8 protein-coding genes are annotated in these 14,168 nt (G+C 37.6%); 1 reads left to right on the forward strand and 7 read right to left on the reverse strand.

The window, feature by feature from the left end; genetic code table 11:
- Nucleotides 1–137: 137 nt before the first annotated feature.
- The 6 genes from PVV70_RS06350 to PVV70_RS06375 all read right to left on the reverse strand — a co-directional run bounded on the left by PVV70_RS06350 (nt 138) and on the right by PVV70_RS06375 (nt 11,982).
- Nucleotides 138–1,763: an ABC transporter substrate-binding protein gene (locus PVV70_RS06350; RefSeq protein ID WP_273758430.1), complete on the reverse strand. Its 1,626-nt coding sequence runs from the start codon at nt 1,761–1,763 to the stop codon at nt 138–140.
- 1,274 nt (nt 1,764–3,037) lie between these two features.
- Nucleotides 3,038–3,664 carry a DNA-3-methyladenine glycosylase I gene (locus tag PVV70_RS06355; protein WP_273758431.1) on the reverse strand — a complete coding sequence of 209 codons (627 nt, stop codon included), beginning with the start codon at nt 3,662–3,664 and terminating at the stop codon, nt 3,038–3,040.
- Nucleotides 3,642–5,072, reverse strand: coding sequence for an exodeoxyribonuclease VII large subunit (gene xseA, locus PVV70_RS06360; RefSeq protein ID WP_273758432.1), 1,431 nt, complete (start codon nt 5,070–5,072; stop codon nt 3,642–3,644). The genes PVV70_RS06355 and xseA overlap by 23 nt, the downstream gene beginning before the upstream one ends.
- Nucleotides 5,073–5,470: 398 nt before the next feature.
- Nucleotides 5,471–7,102 (reverse strand): ABC transporter substrate-binding protein, encoded by a 1,632-nt coding sequence (locus PVV70_RS06365; RefSeq protein ID WP_273758434.1) that lies wholly within the window; start codon nt 7,100–7,102, stop codon nt 5,471–5,473.
- Nucleotides 7,103–8,018: 916 nt separating this feature from the next.
- The gene (locus PVV70_RS06370; RefSeq protein WP_273758435.1) at nt 8,019–9,650 is read right to left on the reverse strand and encodes an ABC transporter substrate-binding protein; all 1,632 of its coding nucleotides are present in this window, start codon (nt 9,648–9,650) and stop codon (nt 8,019–8,021) included.
- 706 nt (nt 9,651–10,356) lie between these two features.
- Nucleotides 10,357–11,982: an ABC transporter substrate-binding protein gene (locus PVV70_RS06375; protein WP_273758436.1), complete on the reverse strand. Its 1,626-nt coding sequence runs from the start codon at nt 11,980–11,982 to the stop codon at nt 10,357–10,359.
- 1,067 nt (nt 11,983–13,049) lie between these two features.
- Between PVV70_RS06375 and PVV70_RS06380 the strand changes: the two genes are divergently transcribed.
- Nucleotides 13,050–13,331: a DUF6460 domain-containing protein gene (locus tag PVV70_RS06380; RefSeq protein WP_273758437.1), complete on the forward strand. Its 282-nt coding sequence runs from the start codon at nt 13,050–13,052 to the stop codon at nt 13,329–13,331.
- A 23-nt stretch (nt 13,332–13,354) separates the two neighbouring features.
- On the opposite strand, the gene PVV70_RS06385 is transcribed toward PVV70_RS06380, so the two are convergent.
- Nucleotides 13,355–14,167 carry a TIGR02186 family protein gene (locus tag PVV70_RS06385; RefSeq protein ID WP_273758438.1) on the reverse strand — a complete coding sequence of 271 codons (813 nt, stop codon included), beginning with the start codon at nt 14,165–14,167 and terminating at the stop codon, nt 13,355–13,357.
- Between the last annotated feature and the right edge of the window lies 1 nt (nt 14,168).

A 14,168-nucleotide genomic window follows, 5' to 3' on the forward strand; every position in this document is an offset into this window, starting at 1 on the left:
GACGTCAATCATATACGACACAATCCTCAGCAATTTCATCCTCTTTAAAAACTGAAGGGCTCTTACTTAGGAGAATATTTTCGTCATGTAATGACGCATCAAACTCCTTTTATCTTTGACGACACGAAAAGACACGCTTATTTTTCAATTTCACTATAAAAAACACGCGGCGCACTACTCCAAACCCATTTTTTGACATCAGGTGTCATCGCTATCACATTATATTTCTGAAAAATAAACGCATAAGGTCCCCTTTGCATCAATTCACGTTGTAAATCCGCATAGAGTTGTGCTCGTTTTTGTGAATCCTTTTGAAACAAAGCCTCTTCAACCTTTTGATTCATCTCTGTATCAAAATACCCATGTTGCCAACTAGGATAGGCTGTATTCTTTGCCTCAAACCGATTATCAGGATTATAAACAAGACGTGAAGCCATTGTATGAGGATCCGTAGATCCGCTATTCCATCCGATAAAAGTCGTATCAAAAGCTCGGGCATCCACCTTTGAAAACAACTGTGTCCCTGCGACACGTTCAATTTTAAGACGCACCCCCGCCTGTGCTGCACTATCTTGGAGTGACTGGGCAAGAGCTAAAGTATAAGGAGCATTTGAAACAAGAAAATTTGCCTCAAATCCATTTGGATAACCAGCCTCTGCTAAAAGTTCCTTGGCTTTTTGAATATCAAGCTTAAAGGGTTGCCCTTCTTTTTCATCTAAAGCCCCAAAGTTGCCAAGAGGAATAAAACTTGCCCGTGGAATACCAATTCCTTTTAGAAGCTTTTTGCCAAAACCTTCATAGTCTATGAGATAGCGCATCGCTAGGCGCACTTTTTCCTTCGCAAAAATGGGATTTGTCGTATTAAATCCCCAATACATCATGCTTGGCACCAACACCTTTTCCACTTTAACATCTGTTGTTTTCTGTAGATCTGCAAGATCTTCAGGGGTCAAATTACGCGCAACATCAATATCGTGCTTTTGCAACAATAAACGTTGTGTTCCAGGCTCTGCCACATGACGAATGAGAATCTGCTTCAGTTTAGGAGCTTCTCCCCAATAATGAGAGCTTGCATGCAACAAAAGAGCTTCTCCAGGGCGCCAACTTTTTAACTGATAAGGACCAACACAAGCAGCATGCGTTTTCAAATACTGATTGCCCAGATCGCCATCTTTTTCATGCTTCATAATTGTCTCACGATCAAGCAAAGCAGTTACATGATTTGCAATAACATTATTAAGAATAAGTTCTGCTGGATAAGGCTTTTCAAATTTTATTACCACCGTTTTCTCATCAGGGGCTTGCAAAGCATCATCAACATTTTGTTCTGTAATGCCATATTCATTAAAAGTTGCCGCATCGGCCATTTTTAATTTAACAACCCGCTTCATCCCCCAAATAAGATCATTGGCGTTGGCTTCTCTCCCATCATTAAACTTCAAACTATCACGCAAATGAAAGGTAATCACTGTACTGTGATCATCCCCAGCAACATCCCAATGTGTTGCTAAAGATGGAACTATTTTTGTTGGATCATCTGCCGCTGTACTCACCAAATTATCACAAATATTTTCAATAATTTCACTTGCATAAACATCATTACTTTGAGCTGGATCAAACGTACTGATTGCATCCATATTCCAAGCCATCACAAGAGTATTCGCCGGCGTTTTTGCTGCAACTTGTTGTGCAACCACTCCAAGGACCATAAGAGCAGACACAAGAGAGCTGCTCCTTTTCAATATTTTTTTCTTCAAGCTCATAGACGTTCCCCTTTATTTTTTATCAATGAATGACACTGAAGTGACATGCAAATTTATAATCATAAAGGGCATCTTTATAATTATAAAGATTGAGAAAATACGTTCTCATCACTTATACAGAGTCATCTCCTTTTAAATTCCATACACTTTATAAATTCATTAATTGATAGTCTTAATCAAACCATAGTGAACATGGAATATATGTTTACCAACCAATATCACATACTTTTCATAATATTTCTTCGCACACAACAATAGACTCTATCAGCCTCTAATTAATCATCAAAACAAAATTCATTATACAATTTTCCCCAAAGACATAACGAATATAAATCCTTCTAAACTTTAATTTGCATCATTGCTTTGCTGCTATAAAAATAAAATAACAAACAACATGCTGTAACAAAAACGTTTAGTTCCAAACAGCAACATACAGAGATTTAACGAAGCAATGGAGTGAATACCCGTCGGTCTAAGCTTAAATATCCTCCCCAAAACTGGAACTCACACGCAGCAACACCCCTGTCTTAATGGTAGAAAGTTATCAGATAAAAAAAACTAACACAAGCAGCTTGAGTTATTTAACGTCAATTTTTCATCGCAGCATTTTATTTTGTATCACTTAGAAAGGTCTTGAACGATCGACCACCCCACAAATAAACCACCGATTATACAACCCAAGCAAAATATAATAATACAACACCAGCCCTATCTAAAAACCATTTTGCATTTATCAATAAACATGAATAAAATATTCATTACGTATAATAATGTCCATGGCATTAACCGAGATAAAAACACCTCTTCTAAACCATTTCAAATGCCAAGCACTGTACATAATATTTTAAGACTGGCAAAGTGTGTGTAATAGTACAGGCTCATTCCTTCATAAGCGTAAGATAGTGATGCTCAATAGCTTCACTCTTATACCATTCACCAGCACCGTTGAAAATGAGTTTAGGAGCGAAATGTTTTTTAGGAAAGCACATGAATTAGCACCCCAATGGTATCTTGCTTTATATATAAAATATCATCCTTATCTAACTCCAGGTACAGGATAGTTAAGATATTACGCTTTTTTGTATTTGTTTTTTCATTCTCAAAAGTATACCTTTGTCATTTTGAAGGCTAACAACAATAAGAAAATATCACTATACGTATCCTCTGTATACTTCAATTATCTTATACAAGTGAGTTATATCATCTGCATATTGATGAAAAAATTCAATGACTTTCCTGTTGGTCACTGCGCTTATGACAAAAACTTTACCAGTTTATCGACAAAAACACCCTTCAAGATGATCATTGACAATCCCTACAGACTGCATAAAAGCATAACAAATCGTGGGACCAACAAACGTCCAGCCGCGCCTCTTTAAATCTTGAGAAAGACGTATAGAAGCTGGAGTGATGGGATTTGCTAACAATGTTTGAAAATCTATCTTTTCATAACGCTCCGATTGTGGTGGCTGAAAAGACCAAAAATAGTGGGACAAACTCCCCCACTCGGTTATAATTTCCTGTGCTCTCAAGGCATTATTAAGCACTGAACGAATTTTTCCTTGATGACGAACAATGCCTTTATTCTGCATCAACATTTGCACCTTTAGCGCATCGTAATGAGCAATCTTTTCAAAGTGAAAATCATCAAATGCAATGCGAAAAGAAGAGCGTTTTTTTAAAATCGTAAACCAAGAAAGCCCCGCTTGGAAACCTTCAAGACAAATTTTTTCAAACAGAGGAATATCCTCAAAAACAGGTTTTCCCCATTCGTTATCATGATAAGCGCAATAAAGTGGATCCGTTCCTGCCCATGCGCAACGAACTTTTCCATCCACTCCCTTAAGAAGACCATCGGCAAGCATAATCTTTACCATATTAAAAGAGTGTTCCTTGATCATCGCTTGGCGACTTTATCTTCCTATGTTTTGAACGTGTCGGAGAAACAGGCTCTTGTGTTACAACACAGATATCTCCGTCAAAAAAGCGCAAATTTATTGGTCCACTTTCCGGAAACTGTACCAACCGTTTAATAGGTTTATGATCTTGCCCCAAAGCCAAAACAAAACCACGCTCTAAAATATTCTGATAAGAAGTGCTTTTTAAAAGCCTACATACCAACTCTAACGCCGCGCGTTGTTTTTCTACACTGCGCATAAAAGCACGATGAAGGCGTGCCGTATATTCCTTTGTGTGGCGTTGTGCTTTTTCACTCTTTAACAAACGTGGCGAAAGACGGAGGTGAAGGGCATGAAAAGAAAAACGTTTTTTATCGTAGCTCACACAAAGAGCACGCTGTAACCGACTTGAAATTTCATCAAAACCACGCCGCGGTAGAGCAAAAAGTTGGTCGACAGTGGGAAGACCTCGTCTGGCTGCACGCAACTTTTGTTGATGAAAATCAAAAGAACGTGCAAGTCCTTTACGCAAACGTGCCCCAAGTGACGCAACACTTACTTCAAGATCAAGCTTAACAGGAACAGCCTTTTCTGCAGCTCCTGTAGGGGTTGGAGCACGCCAATCAGCGACATAATCAATCAAAGTCCAGTCTGTTTCATGCCCAACAGCGGAAATAACGGGAAGGTCAGAAGCATAAATAGCACGAACAACAGCCTCGTCATTAAACCCCCACAAATCTTCTAAACTTCCCCCTCCTCGTGCAACAATAAGCAGATCAGGCTTTGGAATATGCCCTCCTGAAGCAAGTGCATTAAAACCTTCAACAGCAGCAGCCACTTCGCTCCCGCTTGTTTCCCCCTGAACACGGACAGGCCAAACCAAAATATGCAACGGAAAACGATCAGAGATACGATGAATAATATCGCGAATAACAGCCCCCGTTGGTGATGTTACAACACCAATAATTCGAGGCATATAAGGCAAGGGCTTTTTCTTTGCTTCATCAAATAAGCCTTCTTCTGCAAATTTTTTCTTACGATTTTCAAGAAGAGTCATCAAAGCACCAACCCCTGTTGGTTCAAGAGCTTCAATGACAATTTGATATTTCGATGACCCTGGATAAGTCGTAAGCTTGCCGACAGCAATAACTTCCATTCCTTCTTCAGGAGGGAATTTGAGCTTTTCCATAAACCCGCGCCAAATAACAGCTTCCAACCGCGCCTTATCATCTTTTAAGGCAAAATAAGCATGTCCCGAAGCATGAGCACCGCGGTAACCCGAGATCTCCCCACGTACCCGTACATATCCAAACTTTTCCTCAACAACACGCTTTAAAGCACCAGCTATTTCGGAAACAGTAAATTCCGCAATATTCGTTGCAACTGGCTTTTCACCAAACAAACTTACCATTTTTCAACTCTTTACGCCCATTTTGTGGATCTTTTCAAAACAACGCATCTTTAATTTTTTAACGTATAGCTTCACACAATACCCGTGGTAGCAATGAGGGAACAACCTCTACCCTTAATCTCAAACTGATGATCAAAAATCATCAAGGTTTAAAATATACTGATTATTTCGTCCAAAGTTTTATCAACGACAGTGAAAATATTCAATCTCAACATCCATAAAAATTTAATGAGAAAAAATCTCTTTCTAAAAGAGCTATATCTTGAGAAAATCTTTCCTATACAACGGATAGATTTGTTAGCGATAAACTTCAACGTTTTGCAAAATTTTTAAATCCTATGCAAAACGTCGAAGATATTGTGATCGTATTTTTATAAGTTATAACATTGAAAACAGGTTTATTTTTCAACGGAAGCATAAAAAATACGTGGTGCACCATTCCACACCCATTTTTTTACATCAGGTGTCATAGCGACAGTATTATATGTCTGATAGATAAAAGCATAAGGTCCTTTTTGCATAAAATCACGCTGTAAATCAGCATACATTTGTGCCCGTTTCTGTGGATCTCTTTGAAAGAGGGCATCTTTCACCTTCTTATTCATATCTTCATCCAAATAGCCATGGCACCAACTAGGATAGCCTGTGTTTTTAGCCTCAAACCGATTATCAGGGTTTAAAATAAAACGTGAAGCCATTGTATGAGGATCTGCAGAAGAATTATTCCATCCTATAAAAATGGTATCAAAACTGCGTGCATAAAGTTTTGAAAACAACTGCGTACCGATAAAATGTTCAATCTTAAAGCGCACACCCACCTTTTTTGCATTATCTTGAATGGACTGAGCAATAGGCAAAGCAAAAGGATAAGGAGATTTTCCTGCAAAAATATTGGCCTCAAAGCCATTTGGATACCCTGCCTCCGTTAAAAGCTGCTTGGCTTTTTGAAGATCAAGTTTAAAAGGTTGCCCTTCTTTTTCATCCAAAGCCCCAAAATTACCAAGAGGAATAAAGCTTGCCCGTGGAATACCAACATCTTTAAGAAGCGTTTTTCCCAAAGTATCATAATCGATAAGATAGCGCATTGCCAAACGCACTTTTTCATTGGCAAAAATAGGATTTGTCACATTGAATCCCCATACGATCAGAGATGGCGCCAACACTTTTTCAACCTTAATATCTGTTGTTGCTTGAAGATCGGCTATATTTTCTGGTGTCAAATTACGCGCCACATCAATATCGTGTTTTTCCAACAGCAAGCGTTGTGTTCCAGGCTCTGCAATATGACGAATTAAGATTTTCTTCAATTTGGGCGCCTCACCCCAATAATGGGAACTTGCCCGCAATAAAATCCCTTCTCCAGGACGCCAACTTTCTAACCGATAAGGACCAACACAAGCAGCATGACTTGCCAAATAGCGATTTCCCATATCACCATCTTGTTCATGTTTCATAAGGGTCTCACGATCAAGCAAAGCAACAGTACGATTAGTGGAAATATTGCTCAGAATAAGCTCTGCTGGATAAGGTTTATCAAATTTCATCACCACGGTCTTCTCATCGGGTGCTTGAAAAGCCTCATCAACATTTTGTTCTGTGATACCATATTCATTAAAAGTTGCTGCATTAGACAGCTTCAGTTTGACAACTCGCCTCATCCCCCAAACAAGATCACGAGCACCAGCAGGACGACCATCATTAAACTTCAAACCATCGCGCAAATGAAAAGTAATCGCTGTACTCTGGTCATCGCTTACAACATCCCAACTCTTTGCCAAAGAAGGAACGATTTTAGTTCCATCATTTTTAGCAGAATCAACCAAATTATCACAAACGTTGATAACAATTTCAGCACCATAACGGTCATTGAGCTGCGCAGGATCAAAATTACTAATCGCATCGAGATCCCAAGCCATCACGAGGGTATCAGCCGGTGTTTTTGCTGCAACTTGTTGCGCAAACATCCCCAAAACAATAATAGCAGAAATAAAAGGACTGCTCCTTTTGAATATCTTTCTTTTTAACTTCATAGATTTATCCCTTTAAAGTTTATTGTGTAAATTTCCCTTGCAACAGGAACGTGCAAAAATAAAAAGATCAGGCTTAGAAAACACACCTCCTAAAGACAAAATATCAAACCCTTTAAACAGCAAAAGCAGCCCCCCTAGACAACATTAGTAGCTAAAACAAAAGAGACAACGAAAAATGATTTGATAAACAATGAGGAGCACCACAAATGACAGCGCCTGTTGATGATGTCACAACATCTGTAACTTTGAACATACAGACTAAAGATCTTCTTTATCGCACCAAACAAAATTTCTGCTTTAAAAATTTTTTGCGAGTTTCTAAAAAGAATCTTCAGAACACCAACTTCGGTTATTTTAAAAACCTCAATCACCCTTTGATACTTTAACAATCCTCACAAGCATAGTTTTCATCAATGCCCACTCCTCTCCTTTCTCAAAAGGAAATTTGAGCATTTCGATGCCCCCATACAAAGGACAATCTCCGGACAATCTCCAGCCTCTCATCATTTTTTAGGAAAGACGATAAATTTGAAGCATTCGCTCCACAATAATCTCATATTCCCCCAACGCATCTACATATAACCCAATTTTTTCTCAATAGCACACTTTAAGGTCCCCGCTTTTTCTAAAAAAAATACTAAATTCTGCTTATATTCAGTATGCCCATTTCTTAAACAAATAAATTTTTTATTTCACTTAAGATTGAAATCTCCAATCCTAATGCCTATATATAGGAATTTTTATAAAATGCATAGCCCTTCTTTCAAGAAGAGTATGTTAGAATTATTCTGTAATGTATTTTAAATCCATTTTACCGATAAACTTCGATATTTTGCAAAGCTTTTAAACCTTGTACAAAACACCGAAGATATCATCATCACATTCATCGTTGTATGTTACAACATTGAAAACATGCTTATTTTTCAATGGCATTATAAAAAATACGTGGTGCACTATTCCACACCCATTTTTTTACATCAGGTGTCATAGCGATAATACTATATGTCTGATAGATAAAGGCAAAAGGTCCTTTTTGCATAAAATCACGCTGTAAGGCAGCATAGATTTGTGCCCGTTTCTGTGGATCTTTTTGAAATAAGGCTTCCTGAACCTTTTTATTCATATCTTCATCCAAATAGCCATGGCACCAACTAGGATAGCCTGTATTTTTAGCCTCAAACCGATTATCCGGATTATAAACAAGACGTGAAGCCATTGTATAAGGATCTGCAGAATCGTTATTCCATCCCATAAAAATTGTATCAAAACTCCGTGCATAAAGTTTTGAAAACAACTGCGTACCGATAAAATGTTCAATTTTAAAGTGCACACCTATTTTTTTTGCATTGTCTTGGATAGACTGAGCAATAGGCAAAGCAAAAGGATAAGGAGATTTTCCTGCAAAAATATTGGCCTCAAAACCATTTGGATACCCTGCCTCCGTTAAAAGCTGCTTGGCTTTTTGAAGATCAAGTTTAAAAGGTTGCCCTTCTTTTTCATCCAAAGCTCCAAGATTGCCAATGGGAATAAAGCTTGCCCGTGGAATACCAACATCTTTAAGAAGCGTCTTTCCCAAAGTATCATAATCGATAAGATAGCGCATTGCCAAACGCACTTTTTCATTAGCAAAAATAGGATTTGTCACATTGAATCCCCACATGATCACAGATGGAGCCAACACTTTTTCAATCTTAGTATCTGTTGTTGCTTGAAGATCGGCTATATCTTCTGGCATCAAATTACGCGCCACATCAATATCGTGTTTTTCCAACAATAAACGTTGTGTCCCAGGCTCAGCAATATGACGAATGAGAATCTGCTTCAATTTTGCTGGCCCTCCCCAATAATGGGAACTTGCACGCAACAAAATTGCCTCTCCAGAACGCCAGTTTACTAATTGATAAGGACCAACACAAGCAGCGTGACTTGCCAAATAGCGATTTCCCATATCACCATCTTGTTCGTGTTTCATGATTGTTTCACGATCAAGTAAAGCCGCAACACGAGTCGTAAGAATATGTCCAAGGATTATTTCTGCTGGATAAAGCTTGTCAAACTTCATCACCACTGTCTTTTCATCGGGTGCTTGAAGAGTAGAATCAACATTTTGTTCTGTAATGCCATATTCGTTAAATATTGCCGCTGCCGACAACTTCAATTTGACAACCCGCCTCATCCCCCAAACAAGATCATGAGCACCAGCAGGACGACCATCATTAAACTTCAAATCATCACGCAAATGAAAAGTAATGACTGTACCCCCGCCTTCATTTGAAACATCCCAACTCTTTGCTAAAGAAGGCGCTATTTTAGCTGCATCATCTGTAGCGGAATCAATGAGGTTGTCACAAATATTAGCAACGATTTCATTGCCATAGCGTTCATTGATCTGCGCAGGATCAAAAGTCTCGATTGAATCAAGATTCAAAGCCATTACAAGGGTATCGGCCGGTGTTTTTGCTGAAACTGGTTGTACAGCCATCCCCAGAGCCATAAGAGCAGAAACAAAAGGACTGCTCCCTTTTAATATTTTTCTTTTTAAATTCATAGATTTCTCCCTTTAAAGGTTATTGGATAAATTTTCCATGCTACAAAGATACGCAAAATAATAAAATGGGATGAACCATAGGCTCCAAGAGATAAAGTTTTAAAACCTTCACTCCAAAACCTCTTTTAATATCATCAAAGCGCTCCCCCTATTGGCTCAAGTACCTTAATAACAAAGAACCTTCATAAGAATTTGAAATATCGATAAAACAGAAAAATTCGTCAATTTGCCAATGCAACGACCTTTACTCTTTCTTCAAGTTTTTGCTTCACTCCCTTAAAAACAACACCTTCCAATTGGCATCTCATCATTTTTCACAGCAAAAGAAAACACGGAGATCATAAAAAACTGATATTCCTCGCCTTCTCAATATACTTCCATAAAGAATTTTTGCTTCAATATTGCAAAGCCTTTTATCCTTTAGAAATAATAAATTATGCGACATTGGTTGTACGTTTTTTTTTCAGCAAAGAAATTGCCTCTTTCCCATTCAGAGAAGTTGATATGTTCAATCTTAACATTCACACGAACACACCTTCAATGAGAAGAAAAAATCTCTCTTCACAGAATGTCTTGAAAAGATCTTCAACAACACACGCACTCCTCAGCCATAAATTCGGCGTATTGTAAAGCTCAAAAACTTATGCAAAACGCCGAATATATTATGGCTATGCTTTTTATCTATTTGACAGCATTAAAGACCCACTTATTTTTCAATTTTATTATAAAAAATTTGTGGTGCGCTATTCCAAACCCACTTTTTGACATTAGGTGTCATCCCGATAACAGTATATTTCTGGAAGATAAACGCATAAGGTCCTTTTTGCATCAATTCACGTTGTAAATCAGCATATATTTTGGCCCGTTTTTGTGGATCTTTTTGAAATAAAGCCTCTTCAACTTTTTTATTCATCTTTGTATCAAAATACCCATGCTGCCAACTAGGATAGGCTGTATTTTTTGCCTCAAACCGATTATCCGGATTATATATAAGACGTGAAGCCATTGTATGGGGATCTGCAGAATCATTATTCCATCCAACAAAAATCGTATCAAAAGCCCGTGCATAAAGTTTGGAAAACAACTGTGTCCCTGCCAAACGCTCAATTTTAAGATGCACCCCCGCCTGTTCTGCACTATCTTGAAGAGATTGGGCAAGGAGCAGCCTATAAGGATCATTTGAAACGAGGAAATTGGCCTCAAATCCGTTCGGATAACCAGCCTCTGCTAAAAGTTTCTTGGCTTTTTGAATATCAAGCTTAAAAGGCTGCCCTTCTTTTTCATCCAAAGCCCCGAGGTTGCCAAGAGGAATAAAACTTGCCCGTGGAACACCAACGCCTTTTAGAAGCTTTTTACCAAGACCTTCATAGTCTATGAGATAGCGCATCGCCAAGCGTACTTTTTCCTTCGCAAAAATGGGATTTGTCATGTTGAAGCCCCAATACATCATCGATGGCTCTAACACTTCCTCGATTTTAACATCTGTGGTTTTTTGTAGATCTGCAAGATCTTCAGGGGTCAAATTACGGGCAACGTCGATATCATGTTTTTGCAACAATAAACGTTGTGTTCCAGGCTCTGCCACATGACGAATGAGAATCTGCTTCAGTTTAGGAGCTTCTCCCCAATAATGAGAGCTTGCATGCAACAAAAGAGCTTCTCCAGGGCGCCAACTTTTTAACCGATAAGGACCAACACAAGCAGCATGCGTTTTCAAATACTGATTGCCCAGATCGCCATCTTTTTCATGCTTCATAATTGTTTTACGATCCAGCAAAGCTGTCGCAGGACTTGCCACAATATTATTAAGAATAAGTTCTGCTGGATAAGGCTTATCAAATTTCATCACCACTGTTTTTTCATCAGGGGCTTGCAAAGCATCATCAACATTTTGCTCTGTAATGCCATATTCATTAAAAATTGCTGCATTCCCCATCTTCAATTTAACAACCCGCTTCATCCCCCAAATAAGATCATTGGCGTTGGCTTCTCTCCCATCATTAAACTTCAAACCATCACGCAAATGAAAGGTGATTACCGTACTGTGATCATCCCCAGCAACATCCCAATGTGTTGCTAAAGATGGAACCATTTTAGCAGGATTATCTGTAGCACCACTCACCAAATTATCACAAACATTGCGAATAATTTCACTTCCATAAACATCTGTGAGTTGCGCGGGATCAAACGTACTGATTGCATCCATATTCCAAGCCATCACAAGGGTATTCGCCGGCGTTTTTGCTGAAGCCTGTTGTATAAACATCCCCATTGCTATAAGAGCAGAAACAAGAGAGCTGCTATTTTTCAATATTTTTCTGTTCAAATTCATAGACTTTTCCTTTTAAAGTTTATTGTATAAATTCCCCACGCAACAAGAACGTGCAAAATAATGAGATAAGACAAACCATAGGCTCTGAAAAACAATGTGATTAAAACTTTCAAGCGACACCACTTACCAACCACTCCTCCTGCCACACTTATAAAGCTAACCCTCAATATGCATCAAAAAACAATTTAATATAAATAAATGGTATAACCGATATCAAAATCTACTGATGATATCACAGCGTCTACCCTTGAAGACTATTAAGACAGAAATTCTTTCTCTTTTGTCGAGCAAGCTTATCTCTCCTTTTTTCTTCTAGCGTTTTTTCCGCCATCAAAGCACTCCCCTGTTAGTGCAAGCACCTTAATAATAAAAAGCCTTAACAATAATTTGATCTTTCAACAAAACAGAAAAATTCACTCATTTTTCAATATCAAGCACCTCTCCGCCTTCTGCAAAATGAATTTTTCCATAATTCCCCACTCAATAACAAGCTCCTCATTATATCTTAATATCTTATTTCAAAACAAAAAGAGCATAAGCACCATAAACTCCTGATATTTCGCACACATCCGTACAGAACAAAAATTTTTTCAACAGCCTATTTTAATACCTTTGCTCCTTTAATAACACTCAATTCATTGCCTGTATTTTTCAGCAAAAAATATCTTTTCAATTCACTAAGGTTGAAATATCTAAATATAATTCCTATATAAGCACAGCATTATCAGAATAGATAGTCTTTTTTAAGTAAATTGCTTGGAAATATTATTTCTATACACGAAATAATAATAAGTCCGTTACAAAATCTTTAACGGATGAGAACTTTCACTCTGATGCGAAACATTAAAACGTTATAAAAATTCCCTTACAAATCCTTAGAAAAAAGGATTTTTTATTTAATAAAAGAAGTCCCCTGAAAACAACGCAAGAAATAATAAAAATACGCGTATATTTTAACGACCGGCACCGATATTACACCAGTACAAAGGTGATAAAAAAATAAGAAAATATTTTTCCTTTATGATAATAATATAACAAAAACACTAGAGATTCGAAAGTATATTTAAATGAGCCGAAAGAAAAAATTGACAAATTCTTTTTATGTATTTCTTAAAGAAATATTCAGCAGTATCAGTCTAAAATTACTTATCCTTTCATTCTTCATTGGTATTGTAATGAAATTTTTTGGATGGACACCTCACAACCTCATACACAAAATAATAGATTTTCTTCACTCTTTATGGGGAACAGGATTTATAACGCTTAAAAACTTCTTCCACATAACCATGACGGGCGCTATTATTGTTGTGCCTATTTTTCTTGTCTTACGCATTTTTCATAAAAAATAAACGCCTTATAACATTTTTTTTCGCTAATCTTTTCGAAAAATCAAACGACATAAAAATCCTGTGGTCACAGCAATAATCACCGCAAAAATACCATAGAGGAAACGATACTTGTGCGCCGCATAGAAAATTGTATAAGCGATATGTGCTTTAACAATTTCAAGAGTCGTTGTTGCACTATCAATAAACTGCCCATCACGAAAAAGATAAGCACGAGCCTTATAATGCCCAACAGGAATATTGGCAGGTAAACGAAAATGTGCTGTGAAAAGTTTATCAGAACCAAAACGAACACCGCCTACTTCTTCATAATAAAGACTTTTAGCTTTTTGCAGTTTTATAAGTTCATCACGAAAAATTTGTACTTTTTTCTGATCCTTTTCATCTGTCTGTAATGGTAAATAGAGTACCCCTACCCCCAAACGTTTATAATCTTCGATGCTGGTAATATCATCAATTTCACGCGTTGTGACCATAGAGTAAAAAAGAGGAACATTTTTAAAAATAAGGGAATCCGTATTAACCCATACACCGGCATTGCGTTTTTTTTCCCGCATGATCATTGGCCGAGTTTGTCCTTCCAAGCTTACAACAACATCATAACGGTTCTGTTGAGAATATAATGGATCAATATTTTCCAAAACACCAGCAATATAAAGATCACGACCCGCAAAATTTGTATCCACCGTAATCGTATTCGTTGTGACGATAATTTGGACAGTTTCGTGATCAATTTGATCAATAAATGTTTTTTCTGTTGTCCCCACATGTGACCATGTAGAAAAAGAAACAAAACAAAAGCAACTTGCAATGATGCATAAAGAAAATAATCTACCCATT

The organism is Bartonella sp. AU55XJBT (assembly GCF_028618525.1).